This is a genomic window from Streptomyces sp. NPDC048392 (assembly GCF_043200575.1).
In the GTDB taxonomy this organism is placed as follows: domain Bacteria; phylum Actinomycetota; class Actinomycetes; order Streptomycetales; family Streptomycetaceae; genus Streptomyces.
The window spans coordinates 1-21131 of sequence record NZ_JBICYB010000061.1 but is presented as its reverse complement, the minus strand read 5'-3'; the positions used below and the strand labels follow the sequence as shown (position 1 = coordinate 21131).

17 protein-coding genes are annotated in these 21131 nt (G+C 73.5%); 13 read left to right on the top strand and 4 right to left on the bottom strand.

Going from position 1 to position 21131, the window contains the following annotated elements:
• Positions 1 to 164: 164 nt before the first annotated feature.
• Complete coding sequence (locus ACGFYH_RS35560) at positions 165 to 767, top strand: hypothetical protein (RefSeq protein WP_393807308.1); 603 nt, start codon at positions 165 to 167, stop codon at positions 765 to 767.
• A 126-nt stretch (positions 768 to 893) separates the two neighbouring features.
• Here ACGFYH_RS35560 and ACGFYH_RS35555 read toward each other — a convergent pair whose 3' ends face one another.
• On the bottom strand, positions 894 to 1574 hold the full coding sequence (locus ACGFYH_RS35555; protein WP_393807307.1) for an endonuclease domain-containing protein: 681 nt from the start codon (positions 1572 to 1574) through the stop codon (positions 894 to 896).
• A 427-nt stretch (positions 1575 to 2001) separates the two neighbouring features.
• On the opposite strand from ACGFYH_RS35555, the gene ACGFYH_RS35550 reads away from it, so the two are divergent.
• Positions 2002 to 3561, top strand: coding sequence for a hypothetical protein (locus tag ACGFYH_RS35550; protein ID WP_393807306.1), 1560 nt, complete (start codon positions 2002 to 2004; stop codon positions 3559 to 3561).
• A complete protein-coding gene (locus ACGFYH_RS35545) occupies positions 3519 to 3716 on the top strand; it encodes a hypothetical protein (protein ID WP_393807305.1) in 198 nt (65 codons plus the stop codon). The genes ACGFYH_RS35550 and ACGFYH_RS35545 overlap by 43 nt, the downstream gene beginning before the upstream one ends.
• 251 nt (positions 3717 to 3967) lie before the next feature.
• Here ACGFYH_RS35545 and ACGFYH_RS35540 read toward each other — a convergent pair whose 3' ends face one another.
• The 3 genes from ACGFYH_RS35540 to ACGFYH_RS35530 all read right to left on the bottom strand — a co-directional run bounded on the left by ACGFYH_RS35540 (position 3968) and on the right by ACGFYH_RS35530 (position 7641).
• Entirely contained in the window at positions 3968 to 4153 is a 186-nt protein-coding gene (locus ACGFYH_RS35540; RefSeq protein ID WP_393807304.1) for a hypothetical protein, read from the bottom strand.
• A gap of 86 nt (positions 4154 to 4239) precedes the next feature.
• On the bottom strand, positions 4240 to 6666 hold the full coding sequence (locus ACGFYH_RS35535; RefSeq protein WP_393807303.1) for a Helicase associated domain protein: 2427 nt from the start codon (positions 6664 to 6666) through the stop codon (positions 4240 to 4242).
• Between the two features lie 18 nt (positions 6667 to 6684).
• Positions 6685 to 7641, bottom strand: a complete 957-nt coding sequence (locus tag ACGFYH_RS35530; RefSeq protein ID WP_393807302.1) for an ankyrin repeat domain-containing protein — start codon at positions 7639 to 7641, stop codon at positions 6685 to 6687.
• Between the two features lie 206 nt (positions 7642 to 7847).
• On the opposite strand from ACGFYH_RS35530, the gene tap reads away from it, so the two are divergent.
• The 10 genes from tap (at position 7848) to ACGFYH_RS35480 (ending at position 20953) form a co-directional block, all read left to right on the top strand.
• Positions 7848 to 10076 (top strand): telomere-associated protein Tap, encoded by a 2229-nt coding sequence (gene tap / locus ACGFYH_RS35525; RefSeq protein ID WP_393807301.1) that lies wholly within the window; start codon positions 7848 to 7850, stop codon positions 10074 to 10076.
• Positions 10077 to 10089: 13 nt separating this feature from the next.
• Positions 10090 to 10647: a telomere-protecting terminal protein Tpg gene (gene tpg, locus ACGFYH_RS35520; protein WP_393807300.1), complete on the top strand. Its 558-nt coding sequence runs from the start codon at positions 10090 to 10092 to the stop codon at positions 10645 to 10647.
• A 50-nt stretch (positions 10648 to 10697) separates the two neighbouring features.
• On the top strand, positions 10698 to 12086 hold the full coding sequence (locus ACGFYH_RS35515) for a DNA-binding protein (RefSeq protein WP_393807299.1): 1389 nt from the start codon (positions 10698 to 10700) through the stop codon (positions 12084 to 12086).
• A gap of 179 nt (positions 12087 to 12265) precedes the next feature.
• Positions 12266 to 13483, top strand: coding sequence for a hypothetical protein (locus ACGFYH_RS35510; RefSeq protein WP_393807298.1), 1218 nt, complete (start codon positions 12266 to 12268; stop codon positions 13481 to 13483).
• 153 nt (positions 13484 to 13636) lie between these two features.
• A complete protein-coding gene (locus ACGFYH_RS35505; protein ID WP_393807297.1) occupies positions 13637 to 13960 on the top strand; it encodes a hypothetical protein in 324 nt (107 codons plus the stop codon).
• Positions 13961 to 14156: 196 nt separating this feature from the next.
• Positions 14157 to 15002: a TnsA-like heteromeric transposase endonuclease subunit gene (locus ACGFYH_RS35500; protein WP_393807296.1), complete on the top strand. Its 846-nt coding sequence runs from the start codon at positions 14157 to 14159 to the stop codon at positions 15000 to 15002.
• 41 nt (positions 15003 to 15043) lie between these two features.
• Positions 15044 to 16861, top strand: a complete 1818-nt coding sequence (locus ACGFYH_RS35495) for a Mu transposase C-terminal domain-containing protein (protein WP_393807295.1) — start codon at positions 15044 to 15046, stop codon at positions 16859 to 16861.
• A complete protein-coding gene (locus ACGFYH_RS35490) occupies positions 16855 to 19008 on the top strand; it encodes a transposase (RefSeq protein ID WP_393807294.1) in 2154 nt (717 codons plus the stop codon). The genes ACGFYH_RS35495 and ACGFYH_RS35490 overlap by 7 nt, the downstream gene beginning before the upstream one ends.
• On the top strand, positions 19002 to 20036 hold the full coding sequence (locus ACGFYH_RS35485; protein ID WP_393807293.1) for a TniB family NTP-binding protein: 1035 nt from the start codon (positions 19002 to 19004) through the stop codon (positions 20034 to 20036). The genes ACGFYH_RS35490 and ACGFYH_RS35485 overlap by 7 nt, the downstream gene beginning before the upstream one ends.
• Positions 20033 to 20953, top strand: coding sequence for a TniQ family protein (locus tag ACGFYH_RS35480; RefSeq protein ID WP_393807292.1), 921 nt, complete (start codon positions 20033 to 20035; stop codon positions 20951 to 20953). Before ACGFYH_RS35485 ends, ACGFYH_RS35480 begins: the two co-directional genes overlap by 4 nt.
• Positions 20954 to 21131 lie beyond the last annotated feature (178 nt).

Here is a 21131-nt window from a genome sequence, read left to right as displayed (position 1 = left end):
GAGATCGCCTCGCGCCATGGCCACTTGCCTACCAGCAGTGATGCGTCACGCGCAGGCGTTCCCGCGAACTCATGATCCGAATTTCAGACAGGACCAAGGGCCCCGCTGCCGTCGGCACGGGGCCCTTTCGCATGCCCGAAAACCACCGAACCGGAGGCAGCCCCGTGACCGAGCCGCGCTTCACCGACCCCGAACTGACCGCGATCTGGGACTTCCTGCGCCCCAGCCCCAGCCCCAGCCCGGCCCCCGCCGCAGACCTCGCCCGAGCCCCGCACCGGCGCACGCCCGATGCCCAGGAGATCGCCGCCCGGGAGGGTCTCGATCTCGGTCCGGAACTGCGACACGCCCTTCGCTTGCGCCGTCAGCCGTCGAAGACACATCCTCGGCTTGCCCCGCCGGCGGCAGGGACCTCCGGCGGCCCCACGCGGCAGCCAGGCCCCGCAGCCGCCCGCGCCGTGGAACGCTCCCGCGTGATGCGGAGCATCGCCCAGTTCGCGCCCGGGCTCCGTCACCACCAGCTCCGCGAACGCACGACCGCATGGGACGCGCTCCAGCTCACGCCACCGGAGCTGGAGACCTGGATGAGGGCACTGGGCGTAGACGGCGCCGCAACCGTACGGGCGTGCCGGGCCTTCGGTATCGGGCCCGCCGCCCTCGATGTCGTCCTCGGCGGCCGGCAGGTCCGCCGCCGGCTGCGCGAGGGCATGACGGTCACCGCCCTGCTGGCTCTGGCCGCCGAGCGCGGCATCGACCTGCGCCGACGATGACCCACGACGAGCCGCAGGCAACACCTGCCGGCGAGTCCGGCACGCGGCCACGGGCAGGTCACGACGCACTTCACCCAGTAGGCGTTTGGCCCTGCTGTTGCCGGGGCGGCGCAGCGAGCGGATACCTCAGGCCGGGTCGTGCTGGTCCGGGTGGGCGAGAACATGGGACAGGCGACGGCGTACCGCCCGGTTGTAGGGGAGGTGCACGCCGAGGATGAGGGCGGGCGTGAGGGTGCGGTAGCGCAGCCAGCGTGGATGACGCGGTGGTGCGGTGCCCTCGGCGGTGTTGCAGATGCCGCACAGCAGGCCGCGCAGAAGCCCGGACTGGTGGCAGTGGTCGCCCACGAGGTCGCCCGGCCAGCGGTGTCCGCACGCGGCGCAGCGGTTGGCGTGCCAGGTCACGAGCAGGCCGACCGGGTCCTGGCCGGGCAGGGGGACTGCACGCGGGTAGGGCCAGGAGTGGCAGGCGGGCGGTCCTGCGTCCCGGAGTCGCTGTTCGGCCTGCTGCTCCACCGTCAGGTTCAGGCATCCGCCGTGGACATCGCGGAAGTAGGCCTGTGGGTAGTCGACGGTGTCCTGCCACTCCTCGTCGTCGAGGTGGCGGGCGCAGCCGGCGAGGCCGGGCAGCGGCCAGAACGTGCACCGTCGTACGCCGTCACGCAGCAGACGGCCGCAGCGTGCCTGCCCGGGTCGCTGCCCGGCAGCCCGCTGTGCTGCGGCGATCCGTGCGGTCAGGGCGAGATGACGTTCACGCTCTGGCGTCATCACGGGCGGGGGCGGAGGAGGCAGGGGGATCCGTGAACTCATGCGGGTCAGCTCCCGGTTCGGCGATAGCGGGAGTCATCCCACCACGCGCCACTGACACGCTGGGTCGTGCGTGACGTGGTCGATGCGGATGTACGTCAGAGGCGCGCGTACTGGGGCCCCGGTGAACGGGACTCGCACAGCCAGGAGGTGGGCCGTGAAGGGGGCTGGTCCGCTTCGCACGTCCGGCTGACGAGGATGCCCGGCTTCGTGTGCCAGTCACGGCACGCGGGCGTCTCCGCGACGACTGCATCACGCACGGGCTGAGCTTCGCGGGGGTGTTCGAAGCGGCGTCGCTACAGACCCGCGCGCCATGTCAGGGCCGGTCGTTGCCCGGGCAGGGTGACGCCGTGGGGCAACCGAGCACGCCGGTCGGGCGCCTGTGCCACAGTGAGCGCCGGGAACAGCTGGGCGACAGGGGGGGCGGGCCGTGGTGCGGCGTGACCGAGGGCTTCCGGTGCTGCGGGAGAGGGAACTGCTGGCGGCCGGGGTGAACGTCGGGCCGCTGCGGCGGATCACCGTGGTCCTGGGGCGTGCGGGCGGCGGGAAGTGGCACATTCCTGACCAGGCGGCGGGATGGCGGAGCCATTGCCGCTACGCGCAGCACCTGACGGGCAGCCCGCGCGTACTGCTGGACGTCTGCGAGCACGTGTGCCGCCACTGTGCCCCCGTGGTGAGGGTGGAGCCGGGTGAGGAGGTGCTGTGGCGGGCAGCGGCCGACGTGGTGGCGGCTGACAGGCGGGTGCGCACGCTGGAGGAGCAGGAGGCGGGCCCGCGGTCCTGGGAGGGTTATGCGCGGGTGCTGTGGGAAGCGGCGCGGCACCGCGATGAGGAGGTTCGCCGCGTGCTCGGGCCGTGGACGGCTGATCCCTCGGCCGGTGCGGGCGCGCGGCAGTTGCTCACGGCGTGGTCGGGGGTGCTGGAGCGGTCGGAGACGGTGCTGGCCGGCTGGCGGGCGGCGGCGCCCGCGGCGCGGGAGGTGACGTCGGTCAGCGGGGCGTGCGATGCGGTGGCCGCCGGCGGGGACGTGCAGCGCACGGGCCAGGAGCTGGCGGCAGCGGTGCTGCAGTCCCGGTGGGGGCAGCCGTTCGACGTGTGGGCGGCCGTCCGGCGGGCGTGGAGCGGCGTCCGGGACCAGGGCGGCGAGGCGACCGCGGCACGTGCGGCGGCCATGGAGGCGGTGGAAGCCGCCTGGGGCGGGTTGCGGGTGCGCGATGTGACGGCGCTGCCGGAGCCGGCTCTTGTGGCGGGCGCCGGGTTTCCTTCTCCCGGGCAGTGGGCGGATGCGGAGTTCCAGCACCGGTGGCAGCAGTACGTGGCGGACTGCTGCGCCCGGCTGGAGGAGGCACTCGGGGCGGCCACGGCTGACGGAAGTGACGGACGGCAGCTGCTGCTGGTGAGCGGCTGGCCGCTCACCAGCAAGCGGGATGCGGAACTCGCCTACCTGGCCCAGTATGAGCAGCACGGGCCCGCCGTCCCGTTCGGTGGCCGCCGTACCGGCTACGGCGTCGAGCCCGGCCACGCTGTCGTGCTCGCCGTCCCCCGCTTCGCCGCCCGGCACGCCGCCGACCACACCCGCGACGACCGGCAGCGGATCGTCCTCGGGCCGGAGCTTGTCGCGGGCGGCGCCGGGCCCGACGAGCGGGACGTTCTGACGCTGCTGCGCGGCGCCTACCCCTATCTGCCGGCGGACGCCGAAGGCGACGGGCCGGGCGCCAGGCCCACGGCCATGGTGACGACGGCCCGGGCGGTGCGGCGCGCTGCCCAGCTCGGACGGCGGGCCGCCTACCGGGGGTCCGACTCGGTGGAGGTCTACAACGACCTGGTCGTCGGCACGTACAGCTGGGTCCCGACGACGAGCACCCCGGCCCCGCAGCCGCCGAGATGGAGAACCTGCCCGTCCACTGGCCCACGGACTGGACGCTGTGCCTGGACGTCGAGTGCGGAATGCGTGACGAGACCGTGCTGCACCGGCTGTACGGCACGGTGACCTCCTACGCGCCCGGCACCGGCCGAGTGGGGTTCTCCCCCACGGGCGGCCACCCGGCCATCCCGGTGCCGGTTCACCGGATCGTCGCGCTCACCGGCGACCGGCAGCGGCGCGGTAACGGGCAGGCTCCCGCCCACGAACCCTACGAAGGGTAGAAGGCCGTCCGCCCCGCCGCCGGGGCGGCGCGTTGGCCCGATCCGGGCGGCACTCGTCCTGTCAGACGCCTGCTGCTGGACGGGCCGCGTGGACGGCGTTGCCGGCTGCCGCACGGGCGCAGGACCAGGGAGAAGATGCCGGGCGTCCGTGTGGCGCACGTGGTGCACCGGGTCCGCTCGGCCGGGCCGTCGCGGGATGCTGCCGGGCCGGAACGAGGGGTGTGGCGAGGGCTGTCGCGGCCGGCTCCAGGCTAGAGGGAGTTGGAGGGCGCTTTCGGCTCGAAGACGCTGGGGGGTGCGCTCGGCCGGGAGGCGGGTGCCTGGGGCAGTACCCGGGCCAGGTCGCGGCTGATTCGGTCGGCTTCACCGCGGACTTGGACGGGGATGTCACCGCGCTCGGCGACGAGGCGGTCGTAAACGGGAGTCTGCGAAGACACGGTGGGGGTTCCCTTCAACGAGCGGTGTGCCGGAACGGCGCAGCATACGGGCCTGTGGATCACGCCCCGGTGGCCGGGCAGAGCATTCAGGCCAGCGCGGCGGGGACGGCGTCCTCGGTGGTCCAGTCGCCGTCGAAGAGCGCGGCGATCAGGCGGGCGTGGTTGTCGGGGAGCTGGCCGGAGCGGTGCTTGGTGCGGGTTTTGGCGACCCAGGCGCCGAGGTGGACGGTCTCGCCGTCGACGCGGATGGGTTCGCGGGAGGTGGGGGCGCGGCCTTCGCGGTGGAGGAAGAGTTCCAGGAGCTGGAGGGTCTGTTCGAAGGTGCGGCGCGTGCGGCGGGCCGGGGCGAGGGGGTTGGTGTCGGGGGTGAGACCGAGGGCGGTCATCAACTGCTGCTGGTCCGGGGCCAGGGACGGCCAGGAGGACAGCTGGCGGTGCAGCCAGGAGCCGATCTTCACGCCGGCCAGGAGGGTGTCGCGGGTGAGTGTCGCGGAGTCGGCGCCGGTGGCGAGGTGGGCGCGGAGCAGGTGGTATTTGCGGTGCCAGTCCGGGCCGTGCGGGAGGCGCCAGTCGGGGGCGAGGGCGGTGAGGGCGGCGGCGCGGGCGGCATCGAGGGCGTTTTTGGTGGCTTGGTGGCGTTGTTCGGCGAGCCAGGCGCCGACGGGGGTGGTGGCGGGTGCGGCGAGGTGGCCGTGCATGCGGTGGTAGCCGGCGGCGGCGGCGAGGCGGGCGCGCCAGGCGGCTTCATGTTTGTCCCAGATCATGCCGAGGGCGTCGAGTTCGGCGGTCCAGTCGGCTTCGAGGCGGCCGGCGGTGCGGGCGTCGCGCATCGTGGTGATGAAGGTGCCGAGCCGGTAGCCGGTGGGGTCGGTGTAGTCGGCGGGGACGTCGAGGTGGCCCATTTCGTCGCGGTAGGACTGGGCGGCGGCCAGGCCCAGGCGGCGGGAGCGGGAGACGGCCGGGTCGCGGGGGTCGAAGGAGGCCAGGTCCATCGCTTGGGCGATGCGTTCGGGGTGGACGGTGAAGTCGAAGTGCCAGCGGCGGGCGATGACGTCGCTGGTCTCCTTCGGCAGACGGTTGGCCTTGTCCGGGAGGCGCTCGAGGATGCGGTGGTCGTGGCTGGCCAGCGCGCAGGCGATCGCCCACACCGGCTCATAGGCGGTGCCGAGGATGTTCTCGCCGTCGGCGCCGGGCGGGACGTAGACGGGCACGATCAGGCTCGCGGACTTGCCGGACACGTCCAGGCGCAGGGCGCGGCCGAGGGCCTGGACGCAGCGGATGACGCTGCGAGTGGGGTCGGCGAAGACGACGGCGTCGACGCTGGGGATGTCGACGCCTTCGGCGATCAGGCGGGAGTTGGCCAGGATCGCGCAGTCGGCGGCGGCGAAGGCGGCGAAGGTGTCGGCGCGCTGGGCGGGGGTGTGCTCGCCGTGGGCGAAGAACAGCTTGGGGGTGATGTCCGGGACGAGGCCGGGGTCGGTGCGGGCCAGCAGGCGCAGGGTGTGCGGGAGTTCGCGGGCGAAGCGGCGGGCGTCGGAGACGAGGTTGAAGTAGACCAGCACCTTCGCCAGCCGGTGTTCGGTCATGGCGCGCAGGACGGACAGGTGCAGGGCGGTGGTGCGCAGCGCGCTGTCCTGCACCTCGCCGTCGCCGGGAGGGGTGGTGGAGGGGAGGTTGAGGCGGCGGCGCAGGTCGGCGTCGGTGAGGGTGGGGACCACGATGCGGTAGTCCGCTGCCCGGCCGTCGGCGACCGCGGCCGCGAGGGGGTATTCGGCGACCTTTTTGCCGTAGACGGCCTCGTTGTCCATGGAGTTGGCGAACGCGTCGACGTCCCGCCCCGTGGCGGCGGGGCGGCGGCGCGGGCGGGTGGTGTCGGCGGACTCCGCCAGCTCCGGCGCGGCGAAGATCCGCGGGGTGGCGGTCATGTAGAGGCGGCGGTTTGCGCGGATCCTCTGCGCGTCGTTGATCACGGCCCACTTCTTGTCGGCCCGGCCCGCGATCCGGTGCGCCTCGTCCATGACCGCCAGGTCGAACGGCGGTACCTCGAACCCCGTGCGCTGTGTCTCCTCGATCTTGTCCAGGGAGTCGTAGGTGCAGATCACCGTCAACGCACGGATCTGGTCCTCCCCCTCCCCCACCACCGACATCAACCCGCCCAGCGCGTGCGGATTCGTGGTCGACATGACGCGGGCCGCGACCAGGTCGTCCCGGCCGCTGGCGTCCAGGGACGAGACGATCACCATGTGCTCCAGGTGCTCGTCCCGGCGCCAGGCGAGCGCCGTCTGGGCCGCCAGGTCCAGGGTGGGCACCACGAACAGCACCAGCCGGGCGCCGAGTCCGTCGGCCACCCGGATCGACACCAGGGTTTTGCCGGTGCCTGTCGCCGACACGAACAGTCCCCGCGTCCCGGGGCGGTGAAGGTGCCGCACGAGTCGCTCGACGGCCTCGGCCTGGTCGGGAAAGAGCCGCACGCGCCCAGGGCGGCCGGGGCGCGGCAGTTCGGCCACAGTCATGACAGCTCTTCCTTCGAGTCAGAGACTCCAGTAGTCGCGGCGGGGCAGTTCGACCCACAGATCGGGCGGTCCGGTCACGGCGCGCCTGTCGGTCGGGCGCAGGCCTGCGAAGGCGCAGGCGTAGGCGACGGCGTTGTGCTGGTAGAGGTAGGAGGCCAGCACCTGCGCGGGGGTGTCGTTCTCGCCAGGTGCTCCTCCGGGGTGCAGGTCTGAGTCTTCGATCGTTCCATGCCGGGCGATGCTGCCCTGGTTGCCGCTTTTGGGATTGGCGTAGAGGCCGTAGCACAGGGTGCCGGCGGACAGCCGGGTCAGCACGCCCGGCATCTGCGGTGCATATCCCCAGAGCTGAGTGACCACACAGCCGCCCGGCACGGACGTCACGCCGACGATCTGCAGGCTCTCGTCCATGTCGTACGCGTAGGGATCCTCCCGCAGCTCGTCGATGAGTTCGCCGCGTGCCGGTGTCGCCTGCAGACGGCGCACCGCCTCGGCCGCGTCGATGCCCGCCACGCAGGCCAGGCCCGTGCCGTCGTAGTAGAACTCGCCCAATGCCGTGGTGAGGCGATGGGCCTCCTGCGCTGCCGCCCGCTCGGTGTCGCTCAAGGACACCCCTTCCGGTACCGGGAACAGCTCGGGCGTCGGTCCGGCCAGGTTCAGCCGCCCCGGTGACCAGCCGCCGTGCGACGGCCGCCAGGGATCGGCCCCGGCGGCGGCGAGCGCCCGTGCGTTGGCCGGCTTCCTGGACAGGATGGCTTCCCACAGTGCCGTCACCCCGTGCTCCAGCGCGTCCACATCCGCAACCCGACGGGCCAGTTCCGTAACAGCCTCCGGGGAGCCGAACACCGCTGCCCGATGCAGGGGCCTGCTCCCGTTCCAGCTCTCGGGATCAGCTCCTTGGTCCAGGCGTCGGCGGATGTCGTCGGCATCCGTCCAGTCCCAGCCCATGCCCGCCCAGCCGTCACTCGCTGCCGCCACCGCTCCCCCTCGAACACGTCGCATGCGCTCGCGCCGCTTCGACCCGCGCCCGAGCACCCGTGCACTACAGGCCGCTGACTCCATTCAGGTCCGTTGACCGGACGCTATCACCCCGAACACCACCAGTACGCTAAACGCACGCGATCCGTACGACATTGGTACGTGATAAGTGCGTTTCAGGATAGGGTCAGGGATGGAGGTGTCCCATGTCCGAGTTGTTCGACGCGGTCGACGCGCTGGTCGCGTCCCGCTCCCCGCTGCCGCCGCCGGCTGAGCGCAGGCGGCTGCGCCAGGCGCACGCGCTCACGCTGGACGAGGTGGCCGCCGCCCTGGGGGTGCGGCGGGCGACCGTGGGCGGCTGGGAGTCGGGCAAGAGCGAGCCGCGGCCGCCGGAGCGGGAGGCGTACGCGCGCCTGCTGAAGCAGCTCGCCGCGCTCTACCCCGCCCCCCAGAGCAGCGGCGCCCCGCAGGAGGGCACGGGCACCGCAGCGCCCGCGGCGCAGGCCGGGCCCACGGGCGGGGCAGCGGAAGCTACTGCCACGGCGGAGGCCGAGGAGCCCCAGGCCGCTCCCCCGGCGCCCGTCCGGCACGCGTCAGCGACACAGCGGCCGGTGCCGCGTGCCGAGCAGGCGCCGCACAGCTCGCGGCGCCCTGCTGCGAGGAAGGCCGCCCCGGCGGACACCCCCGCGCCCGGCGGTGCCTACGCGCACGGTCCGCTGCTCGTCCTCGACGCCGACACCGAGCGGCAGGTGACCGGCTACGGTGTCGGCGGTCTGATCCTGGACGTGCCTGCCAAGTCGCTGCCTGCGCTGGTGGAGTGGACGCTCACCGAGGCACGGCTGGGGTCGCAGAAGCTGCACGGCTCGGGAAAGGACAGCGATGCGCTGCTGGTGCTCACCGAGGCGGCGTGCGAGCGCTACGGCCTGCCCACCGCCTTGTCCGAGGCCGAGCGGCTTGCCGGGCGGCTGCCGGAAGGACACAAGGTCATCAAGCAGCTTGAGCGCGCCGACTGGCAGCTCACCAAGCGCGGGCTGGGGCCGTGGGCGCGGATCTACCGTCCCGCCCACGGCAGCCGCCGCCAGTGTGTGCAGCTGTGCATCCCCTCCTGGCGCGCGCTGGACGACCGCTCCTGGGGCCACGCCGCCCAGTTGCCGCCGCCTGAGCTCGCCCGGGTGCTGGGCGTGTATGCGGCCCGGGTGATGACGCCGGTCGGCTCAACGGCCGTGACGGGGCTGCAGCTGATGACCGCGCTCAACCCGCCGACCCGCGCGAGCGAGCCGGACGCCGACGGCCGGCGGCACCGCGAGCACCGGCCCGGGTCACTGAGCACAGAGCCGGTGGACCCGGCGCCGTGCGAGGCGATCGACGGGCACCCCGTCCTGGCCCGTCTGCCCCGCTTCCACGTGCGCGGCCCCGGCGAGCGGCTGTTCGAGGAAGCCTACGACTGGGCGCGGGATATGACCGATACCGAGTGCATGCAGCGCTACCTGGTCGGCCTGGATGTGAACCTCGCCTTCGGCGCGGCCGCCAACGGCGCTGTCGTCGGTCTGGCGTCGCCGCCCGTGCACGTCGCCGAACCGGTCTTCGACCCAGCGGTGCCCGGTTCCTGGCTGGTCGACCTCTCCCACGTCGACCTGTCCCGGGTGAAGGTCGCCAAGCAGTGGCGCGACCTCGACGGTGGCCTGCTGCCCAGCCCGTTCACGCCGACCGGCCAGCGCCCCGAGGGTCCGGCCTGGTATGCCACGCCCACCGTGGCGTATGCCGTCGAGCTCGGCTACGACGTCGCCCCGCTGGAGGCGTGGGTGCGCCGTGAGAGCGGCCGGTTCCTGGACGGCTGGTACAAGCGGCTGCGCGATGCCTACGTCGCCACCATGGCCGACCTCGGCGTCGCGGAGAAGCTGCCCCCGGGCGAGTTCCTGAAGGCGATGGACGGCTACAAGAGCCGCGATCCGGAGCTGGGGATCGTGGTGGACGCGGTCAAGATGACCGTCAAGGGCGGCATCGGCAAGCTGCAGGAGAAGGCGCGCGGGGGCGGCTGGAAGCCGGGGCAGGCCTGGCCCGCCCTCGCGCGGCCGACGTGGCGGCCTGACATCCGCGCGACCGTCATCTCCCGGGCCCGCATCAACATGCACCGCAAGATGCTCGCCCTGGCGGCGGCCACCGGCCGCTACCCCGTCGCGGTCCTGTCCGACTGCGCCGTGTACGCGGCCGACGGGCCCAGCCCGCTGGACGTGCTGCCGTACGGCGCCGACGGCAAGACCGTGCCAGGCTCGTTCCGGCTGGGGGTCTCGCCGGGGATGGTCAAGCACGAGGGCACCCAGAGCGTGCTGTGGGGAGCTGACGTGCTCGAGCGGCTCGGCGCCGACGGCCATGTCGCCAACCTCGCCCGCTACATCAAGACCGGCGAGGTCACCGCCAAGGACACTGGAGAGTAGGAGAGTCACGCCGATGGTCACGGTCGGGGAAGAACTCGACAGGGCGGTGCAGGGCGCGTTCACCCGGCCCATCCCCAAGTCCGCCGGGGCGCAGATGCGTTACCTCCTCAAGAAGCACGGCGGCCGGACGATGCCGGTGGCCGAGCTGCTCGGCATCAGCCAGCGCACGGTGGAACGGTATGTGAAGAACCAGATCAAAAGGCCCCGGCCGGAGCTCGCCGGCCGGCTGGAGCGTGAGGTCCGCACGCGCTGGCAGCCGCAGATCCGGGCGAAGGCGAAACAGGCCGCGGCCACCACGAGCGGCATCATGATCGATGTGCAGGCGAGGTTCGGCTACACCGCTGCTGTCGGCAGCACCGACCAGGCCCGCGTGCGTCACCTCACCCTGGCCCTGCCGCCCCATCACGCCGCCCGCCTCCTTCAGGCCCAGGAAGCCGGTGTCGACGAGGACGACCTCCGCGACCTCGCCGCTGAGGCGTTGGGTGAGGTGTATTTCCGCGACGGCGGGCGCCGTGCGCACGGTCTGGAAGTGGAACTCAAGGACGTCGTGGACCTTCAGTTCGAGCTTTAGGCGGTCAGGGGTGCCGGGACGGGAGAGCAGGAACGATGCCGGGGAGAGCTGTGACGGCAGGGGTGTTACGGACCGTGCCGCTGGCCGGGGAGCTGACCTCGTCGCTGGTCAGCCGGGCCGCGGACCGCTACAGCCTGCCGGCCTCTGGGGTACTGCGGCTGTGGACCTGCCGCCACTCCCCCGTCCGGCGCGCAGGCGGCGGCGTGCGGGCCGACGCGGAGATCGTGCTCAACGACGCCGGGCGAGCCGTGCTCGCCGAGTTGTGCGGAGTTTCGCCGCGGGTCCTGGCGCGCGCCCTGCCGGCGTTCACCGTGGACGATCCCAAGATCAGCAGCGGCCAGGAGGCCGCCCTGGCGCAGGTGCGGTGGCGTACGGCGGGCACGGTGGCGGGAGAGGCCGCGTTCGCCTGCCGGTCGTGCACCGCGCGGCGCACCGGGCAGGCGCAGCGGGCGGTGCGGTACCTGCCGCGCTGGCAGCGGGTGTGCGCCCGGCACGGACGGTGGCTGCTGGACGCGGACGCCGACCAGCCGCTGGAGCACCTCGATCTGTCCGCGGTGCCGGAGGTCGCCACGGCGCAGCGGCGGTGGAGCGGAGTGGCACGCCGTGCGATGCGGTCCGGGACTCAGCCCGGTCAGGTCTTCGCCCTGGCGCACGCGGTCGTGGCCCGGTGGTGGGAGGAGGCCCTGCACTGGGAGCGGGAGGAGATCTGGCCCAAGCGCCTGCACCGGGTGGCAGGCGGCCACGCGGGCACGGATCTGCAGCGGTGGCGGATCGTGGGCCGGGACCCGGTCATCCTCCCGGAGGTAGTGGCTGTGGCCGACGCGCTGCTGGACCCGGCCATGGCCGAGCTGGTGTGGAGGGACAGCGGCGCCGGGCGGCCGCGGCCGCTGTCCGCCGACGGGGCGTTCTGCCGCCGGCTCGGCGAGCGGGTGGACCGGCACTGGCTGGGCCCGTTGGCAGCGGTGGACCACAGCGGGCCGCTGCTCGCCTGGATGGGTGCGGTCATCCGCCGACGGCGCGGTGCGGGCGGGCCGCCCGGGTGGCGGGACGACCCGTGGCGGCTGAAGCGGGAGCTGCAACCCGCCACGATGGCTGGTCTGCTGCGCGTGATGGCGGCCGAGGAGCGGGCGGGCGGCTCGGGCAGCCGGTGGCGTGCCGCAGTGAGCGCCGAGCACCGGTTCCAGCTCGAGCAGTCGATCGCCCAGGCGCGGGAGCAGTTGGTGGAACTGCGGGGCGTGCACAGCGGCACCACCGCCGAAGTGGCCCGCACGCTGCTTGAACATCTCAGCCGCAGTGCCGCCCTGATCGACCAGGCCCTCGTGGACACCGCCGCTGCGGCCGTCGCCGCGGGGGTGGCGCTGGAGGACGTGGCGGCATGGGCGCGCCTGCCCGCCCGGGAGCTGGCGGACATCCTCACCGCGGACCAGGAGGAGGACTGAGGCATGCAGCGGTGTGTGTCGTGTCTGGGCCTCTGCACGCCGCAGGGCGGATCTGGCCGTTGTTTCCCCGCAGGCCCTGTGTGGTGCCCGTTGTGGGAAACGGGCGGCGAGCGGCGCCACTAGGCTGAGGCGGGGCCGCGGGGAGGCGGCGGCCGTGACACCGGCGCCGAGGGAGCACGTTGAGTACGCAAACGGATCCGGCGGCAGCGGGGGCGGACCTTGCCCAGCTGACGCTCGACTTCCACCACACCCACCAGCTGCTGGACCCTGCCGCGGGGGTGCAGACCTGGGAGGTGCGCATCACCGCGGCCGGCACACCGGTGGGCAGTCTGACGGCCGTGCGGGGCCTGTACTGGAAGTCCGACAATCTGCGCGAGCGGATGACCGACGAGCGGTCCTTCCCGGCCTTGGTGGCCGCGCAGCTCCTGGATGATGAGGGCCGGTTCACCTACGCGTTCGAGGAGTTCATCGAGTCGGCGTCCAGCATCCTCGTCGTCGACGGGCTGCACATGGAGGAGGCCTTCGCCGACCCCGTGGTCGTCGCCGTGGTGGTGGCCGCCGTCATCGACCGGCTGACGGACAACTACTTCGCCGTAGTCCTGCCCGCCGAGGACGCCTGCACCGATGCGGGTTCCGTCCTGCTTGCCGAGGCCGGCGCGCTGCTGAGCGCACGGGAGTTCTCCGACGAGTTGCAGATCATCGACAATGCCCTGGCCGCTCCCGAAGAGGCCGCGCAGCGCGTGCGGATGCGTCTGCGCTCCCTCGCCCGCCGCGGTGGCGCAGCGGCCTGGGACGAAGACGAGGATGAGGGCTGGGACGAGGACGGCGAGGAGGACGAGGAGCTCACCGCGCGGACGGCTGCGGTGCTGCGGGTGGCGCTGGAGGAGCTGTCCGAGCAGATCTGGCAGGACGTCGCCGCATTGGGTGATGCGCCGCTCAGGCGCGGCCAGGGCCGTGTCCTGGGCTCGCTGCCGCCGATCACCTTCCGCCAGGACCAGCAGTGGCGGCGGCAGATGGCCCGCTGTTTCGACGACCTGGCCGCCGACCTCGCCGATGCGGGCACCGTCCGCCCGCTGTGCACCGGCGAGGAGATGGCGCTGCACCTGGGTATCGACCGGGCCAAGTCGCTGACACGGAACCGGCCGCGCCTGGTCGCGGAAACCGTGGAAGGTCTGGACGAGGACCGCGGCGACTTCGACTGGGACTGGTGCTCGACCGTCCTGTTCGAGGACCACGACGTGCTGATGCTGTTCGACGCGTCCCTGGACGGGATCGAGGACAGCGGCAACGACGTCAACCAGGCCCTCGGCCTTGCCAACCTGGCCGCCGTGGACTGGTTCGAGCCCTTCCGCCCCGGCCAGGCCCGCGACCCCGCTCGCGGCTTCCGCCACGCCTGACCCCGGCCACCGCCGCCGGGGACCGGCCCGGAAACGGTCAGAACACGAACGACAGGCGATGACGCCCCGGCCGGCTCTCCGGTTCAGCCAGAGGCAGGGTGCGCGACGGCTACGCTCGGCTGCTCACGCGGCCGGGCGGGAAAGCGGGCAGCAGTGGCCAAACGCGATGTGTGGGTGCGGGTCGGGGACGGCCTGGTGCGCGGCGACACCGTCGTCGGCGTCAGCGTGAGCGATCCGCGCTACGCCTACGAGACGTTCAAGATCATGCTGAAGGTCACGGGCCACCGCGACCCTGTGTGGGTCGACTCCGGTGTCTGCGAGGAGGACGCGCAAGGCGGTGGGCGTGAGCGGGTCAACGCGCTCGCGGATGCCTTCGTCGACACGCTCGCGCGCGGTGCGGCGATGCCGTCCGGCGCCCTGATCCGGTTCGGTTCCGACGAAGACGCCCCCAGTTGGGTGCTGTCGCCTCTGGGGTAGCGACCGCACCCCGCCGGGCGCTGTACCCGGGCCGGGGTGGGGGTGGGGGTGGGGGGGGGAAGTGCAGGGGTCTGCACTGACACGGCACGCCCCCGGGCGGCATCCTGGCCCCGCGCGCAGAGCAACCTGCCGGTGCGGCAGGGCAGTTGGGGTTACCGGCCGGTTCGCCTGTGCGGTGTGGCCGGGATGACGTTGTGTGGAGCATGTGATCATCGACAGCAGCCAGGACGGCTTACCCGCCGTCGCGTCCAGGGCCGGCCGGGTGCCGGAACCGGGTGCGGTGGAGGCGGAGTTCGCCGGGGCGGACGGCACGCTCGTGCAGCGCCGCTGGGCCGGGGCCGCCGTGGCCGTCCGGTTCGAGCAGCTCCCACCGGTCGCACCGTTCCCGGTGGTGCCCGGGCGCAGGTGGGGGCCGGGCTGGTGGTGGTCGGCCACCACCGGCGGGCATGTGATGCACGGGTCGCAGGCGATGTGCACGCAGCTGATGGCCTTGGACCGCGATCCGCAGGTGGTGGGCCTGTCGGCGCGGCCGGTGCGGCTGATCTGGCGAGACCCGGACAGCGGGCGGGACCTGACGTGGGTGCCGCAGGTGTTCGCCCGTTACGCCGACGGGCGGGCTCTGCTGGCCGACTGCCCCGCGAACAGCAAGCCCGCCGGGGAGCGTGCCGCGCGGGCGGCCGCGGTGCTTTCCGCGGCGTGTGCGGCGGTGGGGTTCACCTACCGGCGCCTGGTGCCGCCGGAGCAGGTGGTGGCGGCGAACGTGCGGTGGCTGGCCGGCTACCGCCACCCCCGCTACCGCGGCGCGGGCGGGCTGGAACAGGCGGTGCTGGCGGCGTTCGCCGCGCCGCGGCCGCTGATGGCCGGGGCCGCGGAGGCGGGTGAGGTCCTCACCGCGCTGCCGGTGCTCTATCACGCGCTGTGGAGCGGGCGGCTGACCGCGGACCTGGCACGGCCGCTGGGCGAGCACACCCTCGTCTCGGCCGGCTGCCCGAATACGGCCATGGACGGCACGGAGCAGGAGCGGGAGCAGCACGCGAGGTGAGCAGGAATCAAACGGCCGTCCCTGGCGGTCGGTGCGTTGCGGTGGGTGCACAGGTCACATTCGAGGACCGCGTCTGGCAGGTGACCGGCCTGGCCGGCGGGCGGGTACACATGGTGGCCGGGGACGGGGACAGCGCCTGTGTGCTGGCCTCCGCGCTGGTGGCCGCGCCCGGCTTCGCGGTGATCGGCGCGAGCTCGGCGCCGCCGGTGGTCCCGGTGCTGTGGGAGACAGTGCCCCTGGCGGCGCAGGAGCGGGCGCTGTCCTGGCTGCGGCACATCCGCGAGGTGGAGACCGGGCTGCCCGGCGGCCCCGGAAGCGGTGTGCCGAGGCCCGAGTACAACCCGCAGGCGTTCACCCTGGCGGAGCGCGAGGCAGCCAAGGCGCGGGAGCTCGCAGGGCTGGGCTGGGCCAGGGTCAGCCGCAGCACGGTGCAGCGGATGCGGCTGGCCTACGGCCGGCAGGGGCTGTGGGGGCTGGTCGACAAGCGGCACCTGCGAGGCCCGTCGCCCACCGGGCGGGCGGATGAGCGTGTGGTGGCCGCCGTGCTGGAGGCTTTGCGCCGGTGCCGGGGGCGGAGGAAGACCACCATCCGGCAGGTGATCGAGCTCACGGAACGGATCGTGGCGGACACCCACGGGCCTCATCAGGTACGGCTGCCTGCCCGTTCGTCGCTGTACCGGCTGGTGAAGGCCCTGGCGGATCCGGCCGAGCCTCCGGGCAGTGCGGCGCGCACCGCCACCGCGGCGGGCCGGGCCGGTGGCCCGCCTGCCGCGCTGCGGCCCGCGGAGCGGGTGCAGGTCGCCACCGCCGGCCTGGGAACCGGTGCGGTGGGCGAGGACGGGACCGGGGTGACGGTGGCGGTGACGGCCGCGCTGGATCAGGCGAGCGGCTGCGTGCTGGCTGCCGTAGTACACCCTGAGCAGGACGGGCCGGTCCAGCTGACGGTGCTGCTGGCCGAGATGGCCGTGCCCCGGCCGCTGCGCCCGGGCTGGCCCGCCCTGCTGGAACAGGCCCACGCGGGCGGGCCGGGGCGGCGGCTGATGTCCCTGCCCGACCGGATCGAGGCCACTGCGGCGCGGCCGGCGGCCGTGCCCGAGACACTCGTCCTCGACCACGGGCCGGCCGGTGTCACCTCGGCGCACCTGACCGTGTGCGAGAGCCTGGGCATCAGCCTGGAGCCAGCCCCGCCGAGAGCGGCGGGCGCCGCCAGTGGTGCGCTGCGCACACTTCAGGTGCTCGCCGGCCTGTTCACCCGGCACGCGGTGGCAGCCCGGCCGGCTCTCACCGCCGGACAGCAGGACCGGGCGGACGAGGCGGACGGGGTGTACTGGAGCATGCCGCAGCTGCAGGACCTGCTGGACGAATGGATCACTGGCGTCTGGCACCACCGTTCCCAGGAGCAGTTGCGGCATCCGCTGCTGCCCCGGGCGGGGCTGACGCCCAAGGAGATGTGGCAGGTGCTGCTGGGCGCGGCCGGGAGGGTGCCGCTGCCGCTGGCCGGGCAACACTATGGCGAACTGCTGCCGGCCCGCCGGTGCGCGGTGACCGAATCCGGCATCCGGCTGGGCGGGCGCCGCTACGACGATGCGTGCCTGGACGAACACCGCGGCCGCAGGGACCGGTTCGAGGTCCACCACCATCCTCATGACCCGCGGCAGGTCTTCATCCGGCTGCCCGACGGCCAGCTCCACGCGGTGCCCTGGGCGCTGGGCGAGCACGGCTTGCGACCCTTCGACGAGCTGCTGCGGCGCCGCACGGGCATCGTCCTCGCACACCGCGCCGCCGGCGGCGGCACGGCGGCCGTGGAACCGGGCGGGTTGTCGGTGTACGACGCCGAGGCGGAGGCCGGACAGTGGTGAACACCCCCGGCCGCCCGACCCGCGCCGTGGCCGCCGCCCGGCGCCGGCAGGTCAAACTCGGAGCGTATGTGACGTTCGAGGGCCGCCCCTGGCAGGTGGCCGCCACAGCCGGGGCCTCGGTACGCCTCGTCGACGAGGACGGGCAGACCGCCTCGGTTCTGACCTCGCTGCTGTTCGCCGATCCCACCTTCGCGGTGGTGGACTGCCCGGTCCCCGCCGCGGCGCCGTGGGGCCTTTTGGAGGCGGTGCCCGAACGGGAGCGGGAGCGGGCGATGGCCTGGCAGCGGCACATCCGCGAGATCGAGACCGGGCTGCCCGACGGGCCCGGCAGCACCGGCTCCCCCCGGCCCGCCTACGACCCGCAGCGCACCTCGATGGCCGAGCGGGAGCAGGCCAAGGCCGACGAACTTGCGGCCCTGGGCTGGCCGCGGGCCAGCCGGGCCACCGTGCGCCGCATGCGCGCCCGCTACCACACGGGCGGCGTCATGGGCCTGGTCCGGCAGCGCAAGCCGTCGAGCGCGACCGGGCGTGCGGATGAGCGGGTGGTGGCCGCGGTACTGGAGGCGCTGCGCCGCCAGCGCGGCCGCTCCACGGGCACCCTGAAGGGGCTGCGGGAGGTGACCGGGCAGATCCTGGCCGAGGCCCACGGGCCCGGCACGGTGGCGCTGCCGGCGCCGTCGACGTTCAACCGGCTGGTGCGGGTCCTGGCCGACCCGCTGGAACACCCGGGGCGTCCCGCCCGCACCGCCACCGCCGTGCCGGTGCGGCCGTTCACGCCGGTGGTGGCGCTGCGGCCGGGCGAGCTGGTGCAGGTCGACACCACCCGGCTGGACATCATGGCCATCGGCGAGGACGGAAAGCCGGTGCGCCCGGAGCTCACGATCGCCCTGGACGTGGCGACACGGTCGGTGGTGGCGGCCGTGCTGCGCGAGCAGAGCACCCAGGCGGTGGACGCGGCCCTGCTGCTGGCGGAGATGGCCGTGCCCCACCCGGTGCGGCCCGGCTGGAGCGAGCATCTGCGCCTGGCCCACGCCGCCGTCCCCTACGACCGGCTTCTCGCCCTGGACGCGCGCCTTGAACAGGCGGCGGCGCGGCCGGTGGTGGTGCCCGAAACGATCGTCATCGACCGCGGGCGGGTGTTCCTCTCCGCCGCTTTCCTGGCCGCCTGCGAATCCCTCGGGGTGAGCGTGCAGCCCGCCCCGCCCCGCTCCCCCACCGCCAAGGGCGCCGTGGAACGGACCTTCGGCAGCATCAACAGCCTTTTCGCCCAGCACGTCGCCGGCTACACCGGCCCCCACATCCTGGCGCGCGGCGAGGCAGTGGAAGACGAAGCCCGCTTCACCGTGGCCCAGATGCAGGAACTGCTGGACGAGTGGATCACCGCGTGCTGGCAGCACCGCCCCCACGACGGGCTGCGCCACCCCCTCCTGCCCAAGAAGGCGCTGTCCCCGGGCGAGATGTGGGCCGCGCTGCTGGGCGCGAGCGGCTACGTACCGCTGCCCCTGACCGCAGCCCACTACACGGAACTGCTGCCGGTGCGCTTCCACCCGGTCACCGGCCGCGGCATCCGCATCAACTACCGCACCTACGACCACGTCATCCTCAACGAACACCGAGGACGGCCCTCGCCCACCGGCCCCGGCGGCAAGTGGGAGGTCCACCTCAACCCGCACGACGTCCGCCAGATCTACCTCCGCCTGCCCGACGGACACCTGCACGAGATCCCGTGGATCCACCGCGACCACGTCCACGCGCCCATGAGCGAGACCACCTGGCGCCACATCCGCACCACCCTCGAGCAGCGCGCCGAACGCGAGGCACACGAAGCCGCCCTCGCCGAGGCCGCCGACCAGATCCTGCGCCAGGCCCGGCCCACCACACCGGCGCCGCCAACTGTGCCCGCCACGGCGCCGGGCACGCGCGCCGGGAACGCGGCCTCCCAGGCAGCAGGCGGCGAACCGGCAGCACCGCACCGCAGCGCGGCCCAGGCCGCAACCAAGGCGCAGGACAGCCTGGATGCGCTGGACGCCCGGTCCCCCGCCGAAGACCGGGACGACGCCGGCGCCGATGAATCCGGCGCACTCACGCTGGCGGGAAGCGGCGCGCTGACGCTGTACGACGCCGACCAGGAGGCCGACCTGTGGTGAGCCCTGCCCGCCCCTCGCCCCCGGACGACGAGACGGCGGCCGCGGGCACGGTGACGACGTTCGACGGCTTCGCCCGGTTCGCCGCTACCGCACCCCCCACACCGCCGCAGCCGGGCCAGGCACCCCGTACGTTGGAGGAACGCCTGGCCTACCACTCGCAGTTCGTCACCGTGCGCACCCCGGCCATCGAATCCCTGGCACGCCAGGTCCGCACCCTGATGATCCTCGGCCGCCACCAGCAGGCCACCGCCCGCCCGTCGCTGATCGTCACCGGCCCGGCCACCACCGGCAAGACCACCGCACTGCTCCAGGTCGGCCGCACCTGCCACCTCGCCCACACCCGCCGCGCCCACCCGGGCGACACCAGCGTGCCCGTCGCCTACGTGCTGGTACCGCCCGGCGCCACCGCCAAGACCCTGGCCTGCGAGTTCGCCCGCTACCTCGGCATCCCCGTCACCGCGCGCATGACCACCGCACAGATCACCACCGCCGTCTGCCACACCTACACCACGGCCGGCATCAAGCTCGTGCTGAACGACGAGATCCACCGGCTCAACCCGCGTTCCTCCAGCGGCTCGGAGGCCGCCGACTGGCTCAAGGACCTCACCGAACGTATCGGCGCCACATTCGTCTACGCAGGCATCGACGTCACCGCCAGCTCCGTTTTCAGCGGAGTACGCGGCGCACAACTGGCCGGACGCGCCTCGCTGATCGACTGCGGAGCACTGCCCGCCCGCGCCGGCCACCGCGAGCCGTTCCGCGAGCTGATCGCCACCCTGGAAGCGGCCCTCGACCTCACCGCGCACCGCCCCGGCAGCCTGCCCAGGCTGGCGCCCTACCTGCACGAGAGGACCGCCGGACGCATCGGCAGCCTCTCACGCCTGATCCGCCAGGCCGCCATCGAAGCCATCTGCGACGGCACCGAACGCATCACCAAGACCCTGCTGGACACCATCGCGCTGGACCACCTCGCCGAAGAGCACTACCGGCCCCGGACCCCCGCCCGCCGCACCCGACCCGGCCGGTGACCGCCCCCACCCGGACCCACCCCGCACCCGCGGTGCGGCCCGCCGCGATGTGGCCCAGCCCGCCCGGCGTGCTGCGCGTACGGCCGCTGCCCCGCGAAACGGCAGCCTCCTACCTCACCCGCCTCGCCGCCGCCTACCACCTCTCCCCCGCCCACCTCCTCGACGGCCTGCACATCACCACCACCGGCACCCCCGCCGCCCCGCACACCACCGAACTCCACTACAGCTGCGAAGCCGCCCGCCGCCTGGCCGCCTTCACCCGCATCCCGCCCGCCCACCTCGACCGCGCACTGACCCGCCGGCCCCCACCCGCCGCCATCGCCACCGCCCCCACCGCAACCGCCCGCTGGCAGCCCCTCGCCCCCGCCGTGCAACCCCTGCCGGCCTGCACCGCCTGCACCCTGCGCCGCCCGCCCCACCACGCCGCCCCCGCGTGGATCCACCCGCCGCCCAACCTGCCCCGGGCCCTGATCTGCACCCGTCACCAGCAAGCCTCAAGCGACCCCCGACACCGCACCCCCCTCGACATCCACGCCCTGCCCGAACTCACCCACGCCCGCCCCACCGCCCAACGGCCGCCCACCACGGCTTCCCTGAGCTGGGCCACCACGATCACCACCCGCTGGTACGACCACCATCAACACCTGCACCAGCGCTGGCGCACACGCCTCACCCAGCTCACCGCCACCAACCCCCACCTCACCCACAGCCCGGCCTCACCCACCCTGACCTGCCGGAACCTGATCACCTACCCCGAAACCCTCACCCTCGCCACCACCCTCGACCGCCTCCCCCCGCACCCCCTGACACACACCCAGCAGACCGCCTTCCTCCACGACCTCGCCGACCGCCTCCACCTGACCCGCCTCGCACCCGCCGACCACGACCTGCTCTGGCAACGCCTCACCACCCGCTGAAACACCCCCACCCCCCAGCCCTGGCGCAGCCGACCAGCACCGCTACCTACAGACGCGCCAACCGCACTGAGCAAAAACCACCAGAGCAATGCTCAGGACTTGTGGATCGGCCTCGGGAGGGGTGCCTCGCGGAATGCGGAGGGCGTACCTTCCCGAGTGATCGATTGATGGTCACCGA

Bases quoted from the DNA above. Each gene is read 5' to 3' on its own strand.
- ACGFYH_RS35555 (WP_393807307.1), bottom strand. From the start codon at position 1,574: ATGAGTTCACGGATCCCCCTGCCTCCTCCGCCCCCGCCCGTGATGACG.
- ACGFYH_RS35545 (WP_393807305.1), top strand. From the start codon at position 3,519: ATGCGTGACGAGACCGTGCTGCACCGGCTGTACGGCACGGTGACCTCC.
- ACGFYH_RS35535 (WP_393807303.1), bottom strand. From the start codon at position 6,666: ATGACTGTGGCCGAACTGCCGCGCCCCGGCCGCCCTGGGCGCGTGCGG.
- tap (WP_393807301.1), top strand. From the start codon at position 7,848: ATGTCCGAGTTGTTCGACGCGGTCGACGCGCTGGTCGCGTCCCGCTCC.
- tpg (WP_393807300.1), top strand. From the start codon at position 10,090: ATGGTCACGGTCGGGGAAGAACTCGACAGGGCGGTGCAGGGCGCGTTC.